The organism is Paenibacillus sp. sgz302114 (assembly GCF_056120345.1).
The window spans coordinates 116,548-136,363 of record NZ_JBVYOI010000002.1; the positions used below are offsets into that span (position 1 = coordinate 116,548).

The 19,816-nt window shown below is 51.0% G+C and carries 20 protein-coding genes; 2 read left to right on the plus strand and 18 right to left on the minus strand.

Annotation, left to right across the window (positions count from 1 at the left end; genetic code table 11):
• Positions 1-16: 16 nt before the first annotated feature.
• The 12 genes from AC0LWF_RS05570 to moaA form a co-directional block, all read right to left on the minus strand.
• Complete coding sequence (locus AC0LWF_RS05570) at positions 17-697, minus strand: HAD family hydrolase (protein WP_474650571.1); 681 nt, start codon at positions 695-697, stop codon at positions 17-19.
• A 124-nt stretch (positions 698-821) separates the two neighbouring features.
• The gene (locus AC0LWF_RS05575; RefSeq protein ID WP_474651202.1) at positions 822-1,847 is read right to left on the minus strand and encodes a phosphodiester glycosidase family protein; all 1,026 of its coding nucleotides are present in this window, start codon (positions 1,845-1,847) and stop codon (positions 822-824) included.
• 320 nt (positions 1,848-2,167) lie between these two features.
• Positions 2,168-2,737 (minus strand): manganese catalase family protein, encoded by a 570-nt coding sequence (locus AC0LWF_RS05580; protein ID WP_474650572.1) that lies wholly within the window; start codon positions 2,735-2,737, stop codon positions 2,168-2,170.
• Between the two features lie 27 nt (positions 2,738-2,764).
• On the minus strand, positions 2,765-3,028 hold the full coding sequence (locus AC0LWF_RS05585) for a spore coat protein CotJB (RefSeq protein WP_474650573.1): 264 nt from the start codon (positions 3,026-3,028) through the stop codon (positions 2,765-2,767).
• Positions 3,029-3,031: 3 nt separating this feature from the next.
• A complete protein-coding gene (locus tag AC0LWF_RS05590) occupies positions 3,032-3,253 on the minus strand; it encodes a spore coat associated protein CotJA (RefSeq protein WP_474651203.1) in 222 nt (73 codons plus the stop codon).
• Positions 3,254-3,430: 177 nt separating this feature from the next.
• On the minus strand, positions 3,431-4,783 hold the full coding sequence (locus AC0LWF_RS05595) for a hemolysin family protein (protein ID WP_474650574.1): 1,353 nt from the start codon (positions 4,781-4,783) through the stop codon (positions 3,431-3,433).
• Between the two features lie 61 nt (positions 4,784-4,844).
• Entirely contained in the window at positions 4,845-5,975 is a 1,131-nt protein-coding gene (gene yfkAB / locus AC0LWF_RS05600; protein ID WP_474650575.1) for a radical SAM/CxCxxxxC motif protein YfkAB, read from the minus strand.
• 271 nt (positions 5,976-6,246) lie between these two features.
• Positions 6,247-7,362, minus strand: coding sequence for an HD-GYP domain-containing protein (locus AC0LWF_RS05605; protein WP_474650576.1), 1,116 nt, complete (start codon positions 7,360-7,362; stop codon positions 6,247-6,249).
• A 130-nt stretch (positions 7,363-7,492) separates the two neighbouring features.
• On the minus strand, positions 7,493-8,344 hold the full coding sequence (locus tag AC0LWF_RS05610; RefSeq protein ID WP_474650577.1) for an undecaprenyl-diphosphate phosphatase: 852 nt from the start codon (positions 8,342-8,344) through the stop codon (positions 7,493-7,495).
• A gap of 45 nt (positions 8,345-8,389) precedes the next feature.
• Positions 8,390-9,832, minus strand: coding sequence for a bifunctional metallophosphatase/5'-nucleotidase (locus AC0LWF_RS05615; protein ID WP_474650578.1), 1,443 nt, complete (start codon positions 9,830-9,832; stop codon positions 8,390-8,392).
• Between the two features lie 23 nt (positions 9,833-9,855).
• Complete coding sequence (locus AC0LWF_RS05620) at positions 9,856-10,338, minus strand: hypothetical protein (protein ID WP_474650579.1); 483 nt, start codon at positions 10,336-10,338, stop codon at positions 9,856-9,858.
• A gap of 43 nt (positions 10,339-10,381) precedes the next feature.
• Positions 10,382-11,383: a GTP 3',8-cyclase MoaA gene (gene moaA, locus AC0LWF_RS05625; protein WP_474650580.1), complete on the minus strand. Its 1,002-nt coding sequence runs from the start codon at positions 11,381-11,383 to the stop codon at positions 10,382-10,384.
• 122 nt (positions 11,384-11,505) lie between these two features.
• On the opposite strand from moaA, the gene AC0LWF_RS05630 reads away from it, so the two are divergent.
• On the plus strand, positions 11,506-12,243 hold the full coding sequence (locus AC0LWF_RS05630; RefSeq protein ID WP_474650581.1) for a molybdenum cofactor biosynthesis protein: 738 nt from the start codon (positions 11,506-11,508) through the stop codon (positions 12,241-12,243).
• A 141-nt stretch (positions 12,244-12,384) separates the two neighbouring features.
• Positions 12,385-13,440: an HD-GYP domain-containing protein gene (locus AC0LWF_RS05635; RefSeq protein ID WP_474650582.1), complete on the plus strand. Its 1,056-nt coding sequence runs from the start codon at positions 12,385-12,387 to the stop codon at positions 13,438-13,440.
• A gap of 362 nt (positions 13,441-13,802) precedes the next feature.
• Here the strand turns inward: AC0LWF_RS05635 and sufB are convergent, their stop codons facing one another.
• From sufB to AC0LWF_RS05665, 6 genes are all read right to left on the minus strand, one after another.
• Positions 13,803-15,200, minus strand: a complete 1,398-nt coding sequence (gene sufB, locus AC0LWF_RS05640; RefSeq protein WP_474650583.1) for a Fe-S cluster assembly protein SufB — start codon at positions 15,198-15,200, stop codon at positions 13,803-13,805.
• Between the two features lie 35 nt (positions 15,201-15,235).
• On the minus strand, positions 15,236-15,664 hold the full coding sequence (sufU, locus tag AC0LWF_RS05645) for a Fe-S cluster assembly sulfur transfer protein SufU (protein ID WP_474650584.1): 429 nt from the start codon (positions 15,662-15,664) through the stop codon (positions 15,236-15,238).
• A complete protein-coding gene (locus AC0LWF_RS05650) occupies positions 15,651-16,877 on the minus strand; it encodes a cysteine desulfurase (protein WP_474650585.1) in 1,227 nt (408 codons plus the stop codon). The genes sufU and AC0LWF_RS05650 overlap by 14 nt, the downstream gene beginning before the upstream one ends.
• Complete coding sequence (gene sufD, locus AC0LWF_RS05655) at positions 16,874-18,181, minus strand: Fe-S cluster assembly protein SufD (RefSeq protein ID WP_474650586.1); 1,308 nt, start codon at positions 18,179-18,181, stop codon at positions 16,874-16,876. The genes AC0LWF_RS05650 and sufD overlap by 4 nt, the downstream gene beginning before the upstream one ends.
• A gap of 20 nt (positions 18,182-18,201) precedes the next feature.
• Positions 18,202-18,981: a Fe-S cluster assembly ATPase SufC gene (gene sufC / locus AC0LWF_RS05660; protein WP_474650587.1), complete on the minus strand. Its 780-nt coding sequence runs from the start codon at positions 18,979-18,981 to the stop codon at positions 18,202-18,204.
• A gap of 220 nt (positions 18,982-19,201) precedes the next feature.
• Positions 19,202-19,789 (minus strand): DUF1802 family protein, encoded by a 588-nt coding sequence (locus tag AC0LWF_RS05665; protein ID WP_474650588.1) that lies wholly within the window; start codon positions 19,787-19,789, stop codon positions 19,202-19,204.
• Positions 19,790-19,816 lie beyond the last annotated feature (27 nt).

Below are 19,816 nucleotides of genomic sequence, written 5' to 3' on the forward strand. Positions count from 1 at the left end.
GCTTCCCAAGTGCCGCCTACGCCCCCGCCAGCTCCAGCAGCTGCCGGAAGTCGCTGATCAACGCGTCGGAGCCCTGCAGCTCCTCCTGCCGCCCGTAGACGGCGTAGGCGCAGCCGACGACCTGCAAGCCGTTGCCTTTACCCGCCTCCACATCCGAGGAGCGGTCGCCAACCATCCATGCGGTCTTAACGCCGTGATCGGCCATCAGCCGCGCGACAAGCTGAACCTTCGAGGCGGTGCCGAACTCGCCTGCGCTGTACAAGCCGTCGAACAGAGGTGCGATGCCCTTGTAGCGCGCCACCTCTTTCACATACTTCTCCAGTCCGTTGCTGGCTACGAAGAGCTTAAACCCGCGCTCGTTCAAAGCCCGCAGCGTCTCCTCCACATATGGATACAGCTGTCCCTCGCCAGCTGCAAGTCCCTCCAGCTCATATTGCAGCATGAGCTCGTCCGCTCGACGCTGCGCTGCTTCCGAGGCATCCGGCATCACTTTGCGCCATATATCTTCAAGCAGCATGCCTAGACATGCCAGCAGCTTCTCCACCGGTGGCGTAGGCTGCATGTACAGCCCTTCGTTGCGAAGCGTCTCGAAAATCCGCTCGTGCACGTGAACAAGCAGTGTATCGGTCTCGAACAACGTACCGTCCATATCAAAAATTATTGCTTCAGGTTTCGCTAACTGTACCAAGCTGCTCAAGCGAACAATCCCCATTTCACCATTTATTGCCTTTTATCATACTGGAAAAGAAGCCAGAGGCGCAAGACGCGCCGCGCTGACCATTTGTCGCTATTCACCAATTTCGCTGCTCTACCTCTATCCCTTACCATTTCCCCGGATCGATATCGCCTGGTTTCAATCCTGCCCAAACATTCGAAATAATCGCCTGCTCCGGATGCTCAAACACGAGCCACGCCGTCGGCAAGTACCGTCCCTCGCTGCTCTTCGTTGACGGCTTGTTCAGCACCGCTCCATCCTTCACGAGCATCGTGGAAGAGCCGCCGTCGAGGTTCGCGGCGATGACTGCGCCATGCGCGAGCATAATATTTTGCACATCGTACAGGTTTGCTCCAATGCTGTGGCCCGGCTGACGACCGTCAATGACGACGAACAGAATGGCCCCGTCCTCCCGCTGCCCCATCGCCGTTCTTGGCGCAATGCCCCAGCCGTCTGCGGCATTCTTAATGAGCCCTTTGCCATTGACGATAATACGTGGCTGGAACGTCACCGCTTCCTGCACGCCAAGCTGCTGCAGCTCTGCGAGCGAATAGCGGCCAGCGATCATTTTGCCCTGCTTATCGAGCCCAACGACCTGCGTCGAACGCGACTTGCCCAGGTCGCTATAGAACAGCTCCCCGCCCGACATCACAATGCCAATCGGCTGGAACCCGTTCCCCTGCCAATTCGGATCGGCGAAGCCGCCGCCGTTCACTCCTGCTACCGCGCCAGTACGCTGAACCATGCTCAGCACCCGTTCTCCTCGGCCCGCCTTCTCCGGCACGGCGATGCGGACCTTCTTCGGATCATTGACGGTCATGACGTATCCGCTGTATCCATGCCCGGAAATTTTCTCAATCTGAACGAGCGGCTTCTCCTGCTCTGCAGCACCGCTGTCCTCACTCGTCTGCTCCCCTGTTGAAGGATTGATCTCATGCGTATCCCGCTCATCACCCATCGCGTCGAATCGGTTCTGGTACTCCTTCACCCGTGAATCGAGCTCATGCTGCCCAATAATATATTTGGCCAAATAACGGTGCTGCGTCGTAATGAGCGTATCCGCGATCAAATAGCGAAAATTGTTGCCTGAAGGCGTAATAAACATCCAGATGATACCGCCTATGCCGAGCATAAACAATATAATTGCCGTGATTGCGACTCCTCTTACAATCCGCTTAAGACGTCTGGCAAAAGGTGACTGCGGAGGGTTGGTTCTACTTGGCGGAACAGAGGTCGTTCCCGGTCTGCCGCGTGTTGGTAAATTCGTTTCCATCTATGAAAGCTGCCTCATTTCCAAAAGTCGAATAATTGTCCGTACCATGTAGACGCCGCCTCCCCCAGAAAAGTTTCAGCAGCTCATGGAAATTTACATAATCTTCTTGTTCATGCACACGTCAAAAAAAGCCAGCATACCGTAATGGCACACTAGCTTTCTTCTACCCTTCAAGGCCATTAAAACACTTTTTTTGTATCTCGATCCGCCTTGATCATCTCGACTGCTTCCTTGAACCTCATCGCATGGACAATTTCCCGCTCACGCAGAAACTTCAATCCATCCTGCAAATCCACGTCGTCCGTCATATCGATAATCCATTGATACGTCGCACGCGCCTTCTCCTCTGCTGCAATATCCTCGTAGAGGTCAGCGAGCGGATCGCCTTTCGTAGCGATATACGCTGCCGTCCACGGCACGCCAGCAGAATTGGCATAGAACAGTCCGTTATCGTGATTGACATAGTTCGAACCAAGACCCGCTTCTTCCAACTGCCTCGGTGTCGCATCCTTCGTCAGCTTGTAGATCATCGTCGCAATCATCTCAAGATGAGCGAATTCCTCCGTACCTATATCCGTAAGTAAGCCAACTACTTTATCCGGTATCGAATATCGCTGGTTTAAGTAACGAAGCGCCGCCGACAGCTCGCCGTCTGCCCCGCCGTACTGCTCAACAAGATAGCGCGCGACCCGCGGATCACATTTGCTGACCCTAACCGGGTATTGCAGCTTCTTCTCATATATCCACATGCAGCATCGCCCTCCCTTCGTCTGCGCTTAGACTTGCCAAGGCCAAGGGCTCTCGACCCATTGCCAAGGATATTTGGAAAAGCTGTGCCCATACTGCATAAGAGGTCCATATTCCATCTCGTACTGCATCGCGCATTGCTGCCGCTGCTGAGCAAGCTGATTAAACTGCTGAAGCGCCTGCAGATCATTCGGATGCGTATCGAGGTATAGAGTTAGCTCAACGAGTGCAAAATCCAGCTGCTGCAGCTCCAGAAGCTTGCGGTAATAGTTCTCATCCAGCTTCTTGTTCATCCGTTATGTGCCTCCTCCCGGCTTGCATTTAGACTCGTAAGGGCTATACAATGCAGGCCAGAGCGTGCCCAGCCTCAGTGCATCCGCCAGCGGAAATTGCGGCAAATTCATCGGCTGATAAGGAATAAACTGATTGGGCGGAACGGAATAGGACTTCACATACTTAGGCGGACAAGGGTCGAAGGGGCCGACAAAAGGATACCACTCGCGCGTTTGCTTCGTCACATTCACCTGTGTATTCCTCCTCACAATGCGCTTCTCAAACAATGCTTCATTTTTCAAATATATGACAATCGCCTAGTTTTAGTTCCTATTCGACTTATTAAATGATTTCCCGGGCAATACATAACTCTACGCACACAAAAAAAGCCTGCACCTGATAAACAGGCACAGACTCCAACATTATTCTTGCTCTTGCTCCTCAGAGGAGCTATCCCGAGCCGTTCCCTTCGGCGCAGCATAGATGTGAACGCGCAGCACGCGCAGCCGCTCACTCTCCGCCACTTCGAACACATACCCGCCTGTCTCGATCTTCTTGCCTACGACAGGGTTGCCCTCGAGCTTCGTGAACAGCCAGCCGCCAATCGAATCAACGTCATCATCTTCAATATCCAAATTGAACAAATCGTTCATCTCTTCAATTAGCATCCGGCCATCTACCGAAGTGATGTCGCCGTTAACGACAACGTTCGGCTGTTCATTGTCAAATTCGTCATGAATTTCACCGACAATTTCTTCAAGAATCGACTCGGTGGTCAGCATGCCTGCCGTACCGCCATATTCGTCGACTACGATGGCAAGCTGGGAATGCTTACGCTGCATAAGCTTCAGCACGTGACTAATCTCCATCGATTCCGGCACATTCAATATCGGGCGAAGGAATTGGCGCACCGACAGCTCTTCATCCGGATCCGCTGTCAGCAAATCGGTGATATGTACGAACCCGATCAATTGATCCTTATCTTCCACGCAGACCGGATACCGTGTATGCTTCGTCGAATAGACGATCTTCATATTCTCTGCGAAGGATTGGTCTGCATACAGACAGTCCATATCGGTCCGCGGCAACATCACCTCGCGTGCAAGCCGGTCAGAGAATTCGAATATATTATCGAACAGCTGCAGCTCCTCTTTGTTGATGATGCCGCTCTTCGCGCTCTCATCCATAAGAATCCGAATTTCTTCCTCCGTATGTGCGGAATCATGCTCGCTTGCCGGTTCGACCCCAATGAAGCGCAGCAGTGCATTCGCAGAGCCGTTCAGCGCCCAAATAAACGGAAGGAACATCCGGTAGAAGTACAGCAATGGTATCGACAGCCAGAGCGAAGTCGCTTCAGACTTCTGAATCGCAAGCGATTTTGGAGCCAGCTCGCCAAGCACGATATGTAGGAAAGTAATGACCAAGAAGCCGATCGCGACCGAAATCGTATGCAAGACAGGACCATCTGACAAACCGATAGCCGCGAAAATCGGCTCAACGATAAGATCGGTAACCGCCGGCTCGCCCAACCAACCGAGCGCCAGCGATGCGAGCGTAATCCCGAACTGGGTAGCGGATAGATAAGAGTCCAGCCTTTTGTTAACTTTCAGCGCGTATTTGGCACGCGTATGCCCTTCGTTGGACAGCTGCGTCAAGCGGGATTGCCGCACCTTGACCAGCGCAAATTCCGCCGCGACGAAGAAACCGTTTAGCAATACGAGAAACAGGACAAGAGAAATATAGAGTACGATTTTGCCGAATTCAAATTCATGCACAGCGTTTGAACGCTCCTCTCATCGGTATGCAGCCGGTGTCGCCTCGACTTCGCCTTCACTTCTACAGAATAGCTTGTCGAGTACCGAAATCCACATCCCGATAATACATTTCTTTCACAAGCAGATTCGGTCCGCAGCAAGCAGCAGCCGGACAATGACAGTCTACGCTGCGAGCAAGCGGATGCTGAAGCCACCGTCCAAACAGTTCGTCCAGCCTGTCATTGCCAATGTTACCGAATGCCGGCACGTCGGAGAAGTCTGTCACGAACACATCGCCTGTAAACAAATTGACGTTTAACCGGTTACGGCCATCCGGATCGTTCCGAACGGTAACGAGCTTCTCAGCCGCAAGGCGCTGAAGCAGCTTGCGGTCCTCCACATTCTCGTTGCAATAGTAGAACGGCAGCGTACCGAACAGCATCCAAATAGATGGATCACGGCTGTCGAGCAAGGCGTTAACCGCGTCGCGCATTTGAGCAGGAGTAATAACAGGCAAATCTGCTGCGAACGCACTCGGATACATCGGGTGAACCTCATGGCGTTTGCAGCCCATCTCGAGGATAAGCTTGTGAATCTCGGGCATTTTGTTATAGGTGCGATAGTTAATCATGGACTCCGCCGAGACGAATAGTCCACCATCGCTGAGCCGACGCGCATTGTTGATCATCCGTTCATACATCCGTTCAGCCGTTTCTTTCGGAACCGGATGGCCGCTCTTCGCAAACCCGATTTCGTGAAAATCATCGCTATTCGTATAGTTAAACGAGATATGCATGACGTCGAGGTATGGGGCAATCTCCTCATACCGGCTGTAATCAAGCGTAATGTTAGAGTTGATCTGGGAGGTTAAGCCGCGGCTGCGCGCGTATTTCAAGAGCGGTATGATATATTCCTTCACCGTGCGCGACGAGAAGGTCGGCTCTCCGCCGGTAATGCTAATCGTCTTCAAATGCTCCACTTCATCTAGCCTGCGCAGCATCTGATCAAGCGGCAGCTTCGCAGGCTCAGCCATGACGAGCGTGTCGCCAACGGCACAATGCTCGCAGCGCATATTGCATAGATTGGACATGGTCATCTCGACGCTTGTCAGCACATGCCGGCCATGCTGTCTAAGTGAGATAATCGGATCCCAATGATCGTTGGATGGCGAGTATTTTGAATCTAAATCAGTTAACCGTATTGCATTTTGCATTTATTCTCAGCACCTGACTTTAATAAGTGTAAACGGCTGTCGCCGCCTTCTCGGCAAAAGCTTACGTTTCGCGGAGAAATCTAAGCAAAGGATATCGAAAACTTATACTTTCTTAGATTTTTAAATAAACGTTCATTCATCATATCTTCTTATTGTAATGTTCAAGCTCGCTTGTTGCAAACCTGCTGACCTAACCAATTCAGAGATCCAGCAAAAAGGAGCCTCATCGGCTCCTCTGTCATCTCGTATGAAAAAAGTGGTATCGTAATCCTTACGTGCCGGAAGCTTCCGGCAAATGCGGATCATCGTTCACGCCGACAATCATCGTTGTCAGCTGCTTCGACAGATCCAGCTCGTATGGCGCATTCAGCTGTTCGCCATTCTCATTATTCAGCACTCGCACAACCGGGCGGTGCGGACAAGAGGAATTAATGTCGACAACGACGCCGAGTTCACCTGATTGCAGCTTAACGGTTATACCGAGCGGATAGATCGCAACCTTATCCCGGAACAGCTGAAGCATTCTCTGCTCGTACAACGTACCCGTCCCTGCATACAACGACTCCACCGCCTCATGCGGCAGCATCGGCCTGCGATAGATTCGTGTTGTCGTCATCGCATCATAAGAGTCGACAAGCCCGATCCACTTTGCATATTCGTGGATCTGATCCCCTTCAATGCCCCGTGGATATCCGCTGCCATCCAGCCGTTCATGATGTTGATACGCACAATGTGCGGCAATGAGCGGAATGTTCGGCTCATCCTTCAGCAAATAATAGCCGCGCTCGGCGTGCCGCTTCATCTCTTCATATTCATCCATCGTAAGCGAGCCTTGCTTCTTGAGAATGTTCGGGCTAATCTGCGTCTTGCCAATATCATGAAGCATCGCGCCAAGACCAAGCTTCATCAGCTCGTCCTTACTGTAGCCGTTCGCAATGCCAAGCAGTGTTGTGTATACGGCAACATTCAGCGAATGCTGAAATAAATAATCATCCACAATGCCCATATTCATGAGCATAATCATAGCATCCTTCTGGCCCGTCAAATCATCAATGACCATTCCCATGATTTGTTTGAATGACTTTGCGATATAAGGATAGGTAACGCCGCTTTTTCGATTGGGCCGATCCATTAGATCACGGAAATTTGTGCGAATTTCACTAAGTGCCCGTTGTCTAGTCTCTTCGCTGATAAGATCAGGTATAACAAGGTCAGCCAATCGTGGGTCTTGGATGTAAACGAAATGAACCCCGCATTCAGAGAGACGGTTAATCAGCCGCGCTGATAGTTCGACATTCTCACTGAGGAGAACGACTCCTTCTTCTGAATAAATCTTCTTGGCTAATTGCATACCTGGTCGGCACATCTGTATGGGCAATAATCGCATCGTATCGACCCCTGCCTTGCATCCATAAATTGGTAATTTCGAGCATGATCCTCGTAAGTTTAATGTAAGGGATTTATGGAAAAAGAGCAACAACAGATTCGCCAAACATCGACAATATCTGTTAATTTTCTTATCTCATGACGAAAATCCAGAACAACGCCGCGAGAACGAACCGGTAGATGGCAAAATGAGTGAGCTTGATCTTCTGAATGAAGCGCAGGAACAATATGATGACGAGCCATGCGACTACGAACGAAACGAGGAAGCCGACGATGAAGAACATTAGATTGTCGCCTTCGATATATTTGTAGTTATCAAGCATTTCGTATCCTGTCGCAGCGACCATAATCGGTATCGCCATCAGGAAGGAGAAGTCCGCAGCAGCTTTATAACTTGTTCCTGTCAGCATCCCCCCCGCTATCGTCGAACCCGAACGAGAGAAGCCCGGCCACAGCGACAAGCATTGCAGCAGTCCGATCATGAATGCCTGTTTATAGGAAATATCGTCCATCGTCTCAGCAACGACCTTCACTCGGCGTGTCCGATTCAGCCATTCCGCCGCGATCATATAGATACCGCCAACAACGAGTGAGAAGAGCACCGGCGCCTGGTTAAAGCCTTCACCTTTAATGATATCTTTCAATAAATAAGCGAGCCCCATTGCCGGAACGATACCGAGCGCTACATGAATAAGATTCAACTTGCGGCGCTTTAATGCGCTGCGACCAGCAGACAGCGTGCCAAGCGACTGCTGCTTGCGCGAGAGACCGAACAGATCAAGAATTCGGTTCCAGTAAACGATAGCCATCGCTAGTATCGCGCCAAGCTGAATGACAATCTCGAAAGTAACGATCGCTTGATCGTCCGACGCAATATCAAGCAGCTTGTTCGTTAAGATCATATGTCCGGATGATGAAACCGGCAGAAACTCTGTCAAGCCTTCTACAATTCCCAAAATAACCGCATGAATAATGTTTTCCATTAGATCCTCCTGCACCTGAACCAATATCAATCTTTCGTTAACCCTTTAAACCGATTGCCAGCGTGTACGGCGGCTATCGGCAATTGCTTCTTTATCTTGAAGCTCTTGCTCTAATACGCCCCTGATAAACTCCGGCAAGTAATAGGCGATATCCAGCCCGTTCTTCATCTTCTCATAGCCGACGCCGAACGTGAACATGTCGATCGTTCCGACGACATACAGTTTATCGTCAAGCAGCGGTTCGCCATTCACCAGGACGGAAACGATTTTCTTAGAAGCCGGATTGTCCGGCATATACTCGATCACCAGTCCGTCAACAGCAAGCGTGCCTAGGACAAGCCCTCGAAAGCCAAAGCCGCGAATCGGCTTGTCGATATACTCCGGCAGCAGCGCCTCTTCGAGCGACAAGCGGATCATCCTGCCACTTAGCTGCATCCGGCACGGATTAATCGGCGACGGGCACAGCGCATGCAAGTCGCCTGCTGTCACTTCGCCTGCTGTGAGGCCACGGAGCAGCTGCCCCGCGTTGACGATGCCGATATCGGCTTTCGTCCAGCGCCTTAGCCCCGCAGCGAGCAAATTGCCAAGCGGTGACTCCCGCTCAGCAGTCAACGGCAGCGGCGCGTCCAGCACGGCGACGACCCGGCTAAGATGGCGCTCGCCTTCCGCCTTGAAGCTACCAATAATAGCTGTCGCCTCTGGCTGTTCGATGCGCGCTTCCATCGGTGTACAAACTGCTTTGAACCTCGGCCGCTTCAGGGCAAAATCGAACCAAATATCTACACGTCCCATATACTCGCCGAACTTCCCGGCAGCACACACATGCGTAGATCCGATCACTTCAGCCTCTTCCAACAGATGATGCGTGTGAGCGCCTAATATTAAATCAATGCCAGCGATCTCCTGCGCCATCCGCCGGTCAAGCGTAATCCCGAGATGCGACATAATAATCAGCACGTCTACTTGAGAGCGTAGCTGCTTCACTTGCTCTGCGACTTCATAAAGCGGATCAGAAACCTCCCAGCCGAGCAGTTCATAGAAATCTACGAAAGCTGCGGACGCTCCAATTAATCCGAAACGTATCCCTGCCCTGTTGATTATGGTAGAAGGCTTCATCCACGAAGGTCGCTGCTTCGTGTCCGCATGGAAGAAGTTCGCGCACACCGTTTGAAATCGGGCATGCTTGCCATACGCTTCATCCAACTGCTCCTGTGTGAACGTCAGCCCTTCGTTGTTGCCAATTGTAACGGCATCGTAGCCGGCAGCATTCATTAATGCAATATTCGCAAGACCATCGCTTGCTTCCGTTTCAACTCGCATCCGGTCCATATGGTCCCCGATATCCAAGGTGAGCACATGCTCGGCTCCATGAGAGCTCCGTATTTCATCTATATACGCGGCCATCCTGGCGGCCTGCTCCAAGCGGCTGTGAATGTCGTTGCTATGTAGCAGCACGACGTTTGGCGCATCCGTTGCTAATTCGTTCATGCTGGCCTCCCGCTTATAAGGGACTATCGCTTCATTCGCATTTCATCTGGTGTAAATGTAGATTTGAAGCCGTATGAAGCTTCGCCGCGATTACCTTCGTCATGCAGCAATCGGAAGACAATGACGCTTTTCACATTTAAGCATTCACTGGAACCATTCGGCACATACAGCCGTACTGGACCGCCCTTCGGCAGCGGCGCGCCATCTACTGCGAACTGAACCGCCGCATCCTTCAGCTGCTCCCATGGAATAACCGCTTCGAACGTATCGACGGCCTCCACTTTCAGATGCGTCGGCAGTGGCGCATCTTCCGCCACTCCTTGTCCGCTGCGGAAGGCGCTGAGCCATTCCGCGAAGTCAAACGCCTCGCCGGTACCGCCTACAACCCGCTCTGACAAAGGGAAGACACGACCTGCAAGCGCGGCCATGTCCTCCGGAGTTACTGCAATCGCTTCCTGTCCGATATATGCGATTGAAATCTTCTTCGCCTCTCCTTGCTCCGTCATGGCAATCCCTCGCTTCTTCTATTTCAAATACGAATACACTCAGCTATCCGCCGATCTGGGACATGCGCCGCGTCGTTGGCTCATGGCTCTGCGCATCGCCGGCCAGCTTCTCCGCCATCTCATGATTCAGCGGCTTAATATCCATCGCACGCAGGAACACCTTCTCCAGCTCATCGGGGTTGCCTAGCGCTGGCTTTACATTCAGCTCATCGACCCAATAGAGGCATGGCTTAATGCTTCCGTCAGCCGTCAACCGAAGCCTGTTGCATCGTTTGCAGAACTGGTCGCTGATCGGATGAATGAGCCCAAAAGTCCCTTTGCCGCCAGCAATTCGATAGTCCTCGGAAGGACCGTTGCCTAGTACATCGCTGATCGGCTCTATACCGAGACCAATCTCGCTTGCAATCTCAAGCACACGCGACAGCGGCAAATAATGATTGCGCCAATTGTCATCCGCATGACCAATCGGCATGTATTCAATAAACCGTACATGAAGCGGCTGCTCGGCAGCCATCCTGAGGAATGAAGCGATTTCGTCCTCGTTGACACCTTTTAACAGCACGCAGTTCAGCTTGATCGGAGCGAAGCCAACACTTGCAGCCGCTACAATACCTTGCATGACCCGCTGCAAATCGCCGCGGCGCGCAATAAACTTGAAACGGGCTGGATCGAGCGTATCGAGACTAATATTGACTCGATTGAGGCCTGCAGCTCGCAATGCCTCCGCTTGGTCCGCAAGCAGTACTCCGTTTGTTGTTAATGAAATATCCCGAATGCCAGGAATGCTAGAGAGCTGGCCGATTAATTCCGCCAAGCCCGGACGCACAAGCGGCTCTCCTCCAGTAATACGCAGCTTGGCAATCCCTAGCTTAGCGCCTACGCGAACGATTTCTGTAATTTGGTCGTAGCTGAGCAAGTTTTCTGCAGGCTCGAATTTCACGCCTTCCTCAGGCATACAGTACAGACAGCGCAAATTGCACCGATCGGTCACAGAGATGCGCAAATAATCATGCAGACGCCCAAAACGATCCGTTAATGCAGCCATAGCCCTCACTCCTTCCCACGCCATCAAAGCGCTAAAGTCTCTATACTCTAGCATAACATTTTTAAACCCATTATGGTATGCTATGGAGACCATTAACATTAAGATCCGAGAGGTTAAACAACATGTCTGTAAATTGGAATATACATCTGTTTGCTGGATTATCCGAGCGTTTCGGCCAAGCTACGCTTTCATTAACCCTTGAGAAAGCTACACTCACGGTGCTTGAGCTAAAGCAAGAGTTAATGAGCCGCTACCCTGCTCACGCTTCACTGCTATCCGTCTCATTTATGGCGTGTAATCAAGCCTATGCGGTAGATGAGCAAACGATTCAAGCAGCAGATGAGCTTGCATTGCTTCCTCCAGTGTCGGGAGGCGAAGAGCAAACCATCGACCCAGCCGCTTCTACTGCTGAGCAAGCCCAATATGTGGTTACAGCGGAGCCATTGTCTGTCGAAGCAATCACTGCGCTCGTCATCGCGCCTAACAATGGAGCGGCGCTGACGTTTACCGGTACGACACGCGAATGGACACACGGCGCCCGCACTGTACGTCTTGAATACGAAGCATATGTCCCTATGGCGGTGAAAACACTCAAGCAGATCGGCTCTGAGATTACGGAGCGCTGGCCAGGTGCATTATGTGCCATCGCGCACCGGATCGGCGTTGTCGATATTGCCGAGATCAGTGTCGTCATTGCCGTATCAGCTCCGCATCGTGACGCCTGCTATGAAGCAAGCCGCTATGCGATCGAGAGACTTAAACAGATCGTCCCAATCTGGAAAAAAGAAATATGGGAAGACGGCTCCGAGTGGAAAGGCCATCAGCAAGGCCCCTGGAACCCGACAACACCACAACTTTAGTCTTATTAAAAAGCAGTGCTATGGTCGCGATTTAGCGTCTAGAGCACTGCTTCTTTTACACTCTTATTGCCAATTTTCCATTTTATTGCTACCATGGTCTTATCATTTCCTTCATATTTGATGTGCCATTCGAGGTGGATTATGAGAATTCATGTGACCGAGCTTAAAGAGGGAGACATCCTAAGTAACGACATTTTCAACTCTTATGGGCTTCACGTGCTTTCAAGCGGCACGAGCCTGCAAATGAAAGAAATTTCCAAGCTAATTCAGCATCACATAGATTATGTTGATATTGATTCGAGGTTATTTACGGAAGTTTCCATTCGAACAATTGAAAGCGGACTCAGCCCGAAGTGGCTGCCGACCGTTACGCCGATCTATCAGGATGCGGTTAACGGATGTGAACAGCTGTTTCTCGACGCCTATCAGAATGGCGTAATCAATGAAGAAGACGTCGACCAAACGTTCCAGCCTCTGGTCGATACGTTCAAGCTCGAACGCGATGTTGTATCCATGCTGCTTTTGCTTAATACAAAGGACGACTATACGTATCAGCACTCCGTGCAAGTTGGCATGTTATCCTACTACTTGGCGGGTTGGCTTGGATATGATGAGAAAGAAACGGTGAGGATTGGACAAGCCGGGTTCCTTCATGATATCGGCAAATGTCAAATTACCGACGATATCCTGAACAAGCCATCCAAGCTGTCCAATGACGAATTCGAAATGATTAAGAAGCACACCGTGTTCGGACACAAAATCATCATCGAATCGTTCGGCGAATCGATAGCCTCAACGGTTGCGTTGCAGCATCACGAACGCATTGACGGAACCGGCTATCCGAATCGATTGCTAGGCGATCAGATGGATCCGGTGGCCAAAATCGTTGCCGTAGCAGATGTGTATAGCGCTATGATCTCTTCACGCGTATACCAGAAGAAACGCGACTTATTGATCGTCTTGAGAGAGCTGCATCGAATGAGCTTCAGCGAGCTTGATCCTAATACAACGCACACGTTCATCAAGCATATGATCCCAAATTTCATCGGCAAACAAGTCGAGCTTGTCTCCGGAGAGACCGGTACGATCGTAATGACGCATCCAACTGATTACTTCCGCCCTCTTATACGCATCGAAGATCAATTCATCGACTTGTCTATTGAGCGCGATCTGGAAGTAAAGCACATCACCATATAGAAGTCATTACCCCCCTAGACAAATGACCCCCTAATTCCCCATGGAAGGGGGATCCAGAGGGTTTATCAACCCTCTGGACACCCGGAAGGTATGGTGGTTGGAGCTGCTTTTTGCAGCTCCTTTTCTACGTCGTGCGTAGCACTCGCTTTCGTCCCTGTCGGGACTCGGGACACGCTTCTCATTCAGGCGCACCCGCCTTTATAAAACAAAAACTCCGAACCGTTAGCTGCGAAATGCAGCGTGGTTCGGAGTTCTTTTTGTTTTGCCCATACACACACGATTAAACGAGAGTGGAGCAGGTCGAATGCTTCCGGAGAAGCGTCAGCGATCGGAGGAACATTCGACATGCGCAGCGGAAATGTTTAACCAATCGAGCCTTCCATTTCGAACTTAATCAAACGGTTCATCTCAACCGCATATTCCATCGGCAATTCTTTCGTGAATGGCTCGATGAAGCCCATAACGATCATTTGCGTCGCTTCCGCTTCAGTCATACCGCGGCTCATCAGGTAGAAGAGCTGATCCTCGGATACCTTGGATACAGTTGCTTCATGCTCAAGCGTAATGTTGTCGTTCATAATTTCGTTGTACGGAATTGTGTCCGAAGTCGACTCATTATCAAGAATGAGCGTATCGCACTTGATGTTCGCTTTGGAGCCTTCGGAATTACGGCCGAACGACGCCAAACCACGGTAAGTTACTTTACCGCCGTGCTTACTGATCGACTTCGATACGATTGTCGAAGTCGTATCCGGTGCAAGGTGCGTCATCTTCGCGCCTGCGTCTTGGTGTTGGCCTTTGCCCGCTACTGCGATCGACAGAACCATACCTTTCGCGCCGCGGCCTCTGAGCACAACTGCTGGATATTTCATCGTCAGCTTCGAACCGATGTTGCCGTCAACCCATTCCATCGTCGCGTTCTCATCTGCTACCGCACGCTTTGTAACGAGGTTGTAGATGTTCGGCGCCCAGTTCTGGATCGTTGTATAGCGGCAACGAGCGTTCTTCAGTACGAGAATTTCAACGACTGCGCTGTGAAGCGAGTTCGTGCTATAGATTGGAGCTGTACAGCCTTCTACATAGTGAACGAAGCTGTCTTCGTCCGCGATGATCAGCGTACGCTCGAATTGACCCATGTTCTCGGAGTTGATTCGGAAGTAAGCTTGCAGCGGAATTTCACACTTCACGCCTTTAGGCACGTAAATGAAACTGCCACCGGACCATACCGCACTGTTTAGCGCTGCGAACTTGTTGTCCGCTGGCGGGATGATCGTTCCGAAGTATTCCCTGAACAGCTCTGGATATTCGCGAAGCGCAGTGTCCGTATCCGTGAAGATAACCCCTTGCTTCTCAAGATCCTCTTGCATGCTGTGGTAAACAACTTCAGATTCATATTGAGCGGATACGCCTGCGAGGAACTTCTGCTCCGCTTCAGGAATACCGAGCTTGTCGAACGTTTCTTTAATTTCAGTTGGAACCTCCTCCCAAGTTTTACCTTGCTTCTCGGAAGGACGAACATAGTACTGGATATCATCGAAATCCAGATCATCCATGTTGCCGCCCCACTTCGGCATCGGCATCTTATAGAATTGCTCCAACGATTTCAAACGGAACTCCAGCATCCATTCCGGCTCGCCTTTAATTTCCGAGATCGTACGAACAATCTCGGGCGTCAGCCCTTTACCGGACTGGAAAATCGCCTTATGCTCGTCGCGAAAGCCATATTTATAATCTTCTAAATCAGGCATTTCCTTTGCCATAAGTAAAATCCTCCTATCGTACGCGGTCTCCCACGTTACAATTGATTCTGATGCTCAATTCCTTTGCGCAGTGCATTCCAGGAAAGTGTTGCGCATTTGATTCTGGCCGGGAACTTGCTGACACCGGAGAGAGCTTCAATGTCCTCAAGCTCTTCAAACTCAGCAGGCTGGCCTTTGATGAAGGTGGAGAAACGTTCAGCAAGCTCCAGCGCTTCTTCCGTCGTCTTCCCTGTTACCGCTTCGGTCATCATCGATGCCGAAGACATGCTGATCGAGCATCCTTCACCTGTAAATTTGGCCTGCTTGACGATGCCGCCTTCCACTTGAAGCTGTAGGCTGATGCGATCGCCGCAGGTTGGGTTATTGAGGTTGACCGTTACCGAATCCTCATCCAGCGTTCCGCGGTTGCGTGGATTTTTGTAATGATCCATGATGACGCGGCGGTACAAATCATCCAATTCCATGACCGAAGAACTCCTTTGTTTCCGTAAGGCCATTGACCAGACGGTCAACGTCCTCCTCGGTATTGTATAAATAAAAGCTTGCTCTAGCCGTTGAAGAAACATTCAGATAGCGCATGAGAGGCTGGCAGCAGTGATGTCCGGCACGAACGGCAATACCCTTCGTATCGAGCACGGTTGCAACGTCATGCGGATGAACATCATTCAGGTTGAATGTTACAAGTCCAGCTCGGTTCTGCTTAGGTCCGAAGATCGAAATGCCATCTATCGTGCTCAAACGGTCATAAGCGTAAGCTGCAAGCTTGTGCTCATGCTGTTCGATTGCATCAAGGCCGATTTCGTTCAGGAAATCGATCGCTGCGCCGAGGCCGACTGCGCCTGCAATGATCGGTGTGCCGCCTTCGAACTTCCAAGGAAGCTCTTTCCAGGTTGAATCGTGCAAATCAACGAAATCAATCATTTCGCCGCCGAACTCAATCGGCTCCATCGCTTCCAGCAGCGCTTTCTTGCCATACAGCGCACCGATTCCGGTAGGAGCACACATCTTGTGGCCGGAGAATGCGTAGAAATCACAATTGAGATCACGAACGTCCACCTTCATATGCGGTGTGCTTTGTGCACCGTCGACAACCATAACAGCGCCGTTGCGATGTGCAATCTCTGTAATTTCTTTAATCGGATTTACAACGCCAAGCACGTTCGAAACATACATCACAGATACGACCTTCGTACGTTCTGTAATTGTCGCTTCCACGTTCTCGAGCTTGATGGAACCATCTTGCTCAAGCGGAATATATTTAAGCGTCGCGCCAGTTGCTTTGGCAACTTGCTGCCAAGGGATGAGATTGGAGTGATGCTCCATCTGCGTAATGACGATCTCGTCGCCTTCGCCGCAAACCGCTCTCGCGTAACTCGAAGCGACAATATTTAGCGCTGTAGTAGTGCCGCGCGTGAAAATAATTTCCTGCGGACTTGCCGCATTCAGAAACTTCGTTACTTTCTCGCGCGCGCCTTCGTAAGCATCCGTTGCCCGCGAACCGAGCGTATGAACGCCGCGGTGCACATTGGCATTGTCATGCTCATAATAGCGGCTGACGGCATCAATGACGGAACGCGGCTTCTGTGAAGTCGCCGCGCTGTCCAAGTAAACGAGCTGATGCCCGTTTATCGTTTGATGAAGGATCGGAAATTGCTCCCTGATCGCTTGTACATTCATCCTTCCAGCTTCCTTTCCAGCAGACGCTGGAGCTGTTCTCTGACCGCATCTACCGGAATTTCCGAAACGACTGGGGCCAAGAAACCATATATAATTAAACGCTCCGCTTCCGCTCTCGAAATACCGCGGGACATGAGGTAGTACACTTGCTCCGGGTTCACTTGACCAACGCTTGCTGCGTGTCCGGCTTTAACATCATCTTCATCGATGAGCAGAATCGGATTCGCGTCGCCGCGCGCTTTCGGGCTCAGCATGAGAACTTTCTCTGTTTGGAACCCGCCTGCCTTCGTAGCGCCCTTCTCGATCTTCGTGATGCCATTGATGATCGCAGTCGCTTGCTCTTTCATGACGGCACGAGTAACCATGTTGCTCTCTGTGCTGCGTCCGAAGTGAACCGCGCCTGTTGTCAGGCTCATCTGCTGACTGCCTGATCCGATACTGATGACTTTCGCATCCGAGCTCGAGCCATTGCCCTTCATAAGCGATTGCGTATCGGACAACGTGTGCCCGTCATGCAGATCGCCGATAATCCATTCGATGCGACCGTCGTTCTCAACAACCGCACGACGAATCGTTAGGTCGACTAAGTTCTCCGACATATTGTGCACCGTTGCATAACGTACGGTTGCGCCAGGCTTCACGATAACTTCTACAATCGTCGGCTTCGTGATAGCAGCTGCCGCATCGCCGTATGTGCTCACGACATTGTCAACGTAAGTGACACGGCTGTGACTGTCTGCAACGAGCAGTACGCGTGGAGCGAAAGCAGCCGAAGCGTCGTCGCTGATGAACAGCGCTTGAAGCGGCAGTTCAACTTCCACATTCTTTGGTACGTATAGGAACACGCCGCCATTCCAGATCGCGGAGTGAAGAGCCGTTAATTTATTCTCATCCTGAGGTACCACGCTGAACAGATACTGTTTCACGAGGTCACTGTGCTCACGAGCAGCAGTTTCCAAATCTGTGAAAATAACTCCCTTCGCTGCAAGCTCAGGGGATAGTTTGCGAAGCACGCTCGCGGAATTGCGCTGTACAACAAGGCCAGCTTGATCCTGTCCCGCCAATTCGCGAACAGCTTCAGGCAGCTCATCTACAGCTGCAATCGCAGCTTCTGCCTTGTGATTACCAATCGCTGTCAAATTCCAGCGGCTGATGCGGACCTTCTCCGGGTTCGGCCATTCCAGCGTTTCAGCTAGCTCGGCGCCCTTCGATCTTACTTCTTCAAGCCATGCCGGCTCGCCTTTGCTTTGCGATAAAGCAGAAACTGTCTGGCGGTTAACCGGAGTTGATAGTTGTGTACTCATTTCACTTGCTCCTCCTCCGATTAAACCTGTCCGACTGTTTCGTCTACGATGCCGAGTTCTTCTTTCACCCAATCGTAGCCTTCGCTTTCCAGACGCTCAGCAAGCTCTGGTCCGCCGGACTTCACGATGCGACCTTGCATCATGACGTGAACGAAGTCTGGTTTAATGTAGTCGAGCAACCTTTGATAGTGAGTGATGATCAAGAAGCCGCGATCTTCGGAACGCATAGCGTTAACGCCGTTCGCAACGATTTTCAAAGCATCGATATCAAGACCCGAATCAATCTCGTCAAGAATAACGAGAGATGGATCGAGCATCATCATTTGAAGAATTTCGTTACGCTTCTTCTCGCCGCCGGAGAAGCCTTCGTTCAAGTAACGGTGCATGAACTCAGGGTTCATCTCAAGCTCTTTCATCTTGCCTTCCATTAGGCGGATGAACTTGATCAGCGAGATTTCTTTGCCTTCTTCACGGCGTGCGTTAATTGCGCTGCGAAGGAAGTCGGAGTTCGTTACGCCGCTAATTTCGCTTGGGTATTGCATGGCTAGGAACAGGCCAGCGCGAGCGCGCTCATCTACAGCCATCTCCAGTACATCTTCACCGTTAAGCGTAACTTCGCCGCCCGTTACTTCATATTTAGGATGCCCCATAAGCGATGATGCTAGCGTACTTTTACCAGTACCGTTCGGTCCCATAATTGCATGAACTTCGCCGCCTTTAATCTCAAGGCTAAGTCCTTTCAAAATTTCTTTACCGTCAATAGCCGCTTTGAGGCCATCGATCTTAAAATGTGTTGCCATGGTAAACTGCTCCCTCCAGATGGTTACGACGAATGTCTCTGCCCTGCACGAACGAAACCCGCCTTAGTGAAGGCGGTAATTTCTGAAATGCATTTATTGAAACAATTCCTCTTTTATAATTATTCTAAATTGATTCTCAGTGATTCTCAATTATATATTAGTATAGTTTTCGAATGAAATCAATGAGCCAGCACCTTCATTCACGCCCAGCTTGTACAGATTACCGCCCAATCTTGCTGCGTATCTGCTCTACCTGCGCCTCAAACTCCTTGTCACTCAAGACAGGTTGCGCTTTCACGCCTTCGAAAGATGACCCTAGCTCCACCCATGATTTGCATCCGTTAAAATGGTCTTGCATCGGCAGTAGAACTGGACGCTCCAGCTTGCTTACCCGAAGCAGCAACAAATGCAGCGGTTTGGTCTTCTTCCACTTAAGCCTCTCATCTGCGAAAGTATCTGTCCAAATATGATACTCATCTAACAGACGAAGTGTGTCCTGATCATAAATTTCGATGTCGTCCACAGCTTCCGCGACCACGTTAATCTCGACCGTTGCCGCATTCGGCTGCCATGCCGCCATCAACTCTCGCACATCGTCCCGGTACGGCTCCTTAAGCAACTCAGGCCTCTGATGCTCATAAGCGGGCATTAGATAGAATCGAGGTGCCTTTAGCTGAAAATCTCGCGTTTCTTCCGCGATGCCGCCTTTGCGCAGAACGATAATTTGTTTCCCCTCGGTCAACGCTTTCACCGCGACCGCCCACTCTTTAAGCGCGACCGGCTGCTCTTGATCGAATCCATTATTCACCTATTTCCCCTCCGTTTCATCCGCAGT

What these genes read in the sequence shown, in the direction of transcription:
- AC0LWF_RS05585 (WP_474650573.1), bottom strand. Translation starts at nt 3,028, where the DNA reads ATGAACAAGAAGCTGGATGAGAACTATTACCGCAAGCTTCTGGAGCTG.
- sufC (WP_474650587.1), bottom strand. Translation starts at nt 18,981, where the DNA reads ATGGCAACACATTTTAAGATCGATGGCCTCAAAGCGGCTATTGACGGT.
- sufB (WP_474650583.1), bottom strand. Translation starts at nt 15,200, where the DNA reads ATGGCAAAGGAAATGCCTGATTTAGAAGATTATAAATATGGCTTTCGC.
- AC0LWF_RS05575 (WP_474651202.1), bottom strand. Translation starts at nt 1,847, where the DNA reads ATGCTCGGCATAGGCGGTATCATCTGGATGTTTATTACGCCTTCAGGC.
- moaA (WP_474650580.1), bottom strand. Translation starts at nt 11,383, where the DNA reads ATGGCTGCATTAACGGATCGTTTTGGGCGTCTGCATGATTATTTGCGC.
- AC0LWF_RS05635 (WP_474650582.1), top strand. Translation starts at nt 12,385, where the DNA reads ATGAGAATTCATGTGACCGAGCTTAAAGAGGGAGACATCCTAAGTAAC.
- AC0LWF_RS05610 (WP_474650577.1), bottom strand. Translation starts at nt 8,344, where the DNA reads ATGGAAAACATTATTCATGCGGTTATTTTGGGAATTGTAGAAGGCTTG.
- sufU (WP_474650584.1), bottom strand. Translation starts at nt 15,664, where the DNA reads ATGGAATTGGATGATTTGTACCGCCGCGTCATCATGGATCATTACAAA.
- AC0LWF_RS05630 (WP_474650581.1), top strand. Translation starts at nt 11,506, where the DNA reads ATGTCTGTAAATTGGAATATACATCTGTTTGCTGGATTATCCGAGCGT.
- sufD (WP_474650586.1), bottom strand. Translation starts at nt 18,181, where the DNA reads ATGAGTACACAACTATCAACTCCGGTTAACCGCCAGACAGTTTCTGCT.
- AC0LWF_RS05615 (WP_474650578.1), bottom strand. Translation starts at nt 9,832, where the DNA reads ATGAACGAATTAGCAACGGATGCGCCAAACGTCGTGCTGCTACATAGC.
- AC0LWF_RS05650 (WP_474650585.1), bottom strand. Translation starts at nt 16,877, where the DNA reads ATGAATGTACAAGCGATCAGGGAGCAATTTCCGATCCTTCATCAAACG.
- AC0LWF_RS05605 (WP_474650576.1), bottom strand. Translation starts at nt 7,362, where the DNA reads ATGCGATTATTGCCCATACAGATGTGCCGACCAGGTATGCAATTAGCC.
- yfkAB (WP_474650575.1), bottom strand. Translation starts at nt 5,975, where the DNA reads ATGCAAAATGCAATACGGTTAACTGATTTAGATTCAAAATACTCGCCA.
- AC0LWF_RS05580 (WP_474650572.1), bottom strand. Translation starts at nt 2,737, where the DNA reads ATGTGGATATATGAGAAGAAGCTGCAATACCCGGTTAGGGTCAGCAAA.
- AC0LWF_RS05620 (WP_474650579.1), bottom strand. Translation starts at nt 10,338, where the DNA reads ATGACGGAGCAAGGAGAGGCGAAGAAGATTTCAATCGCATATATCGGA.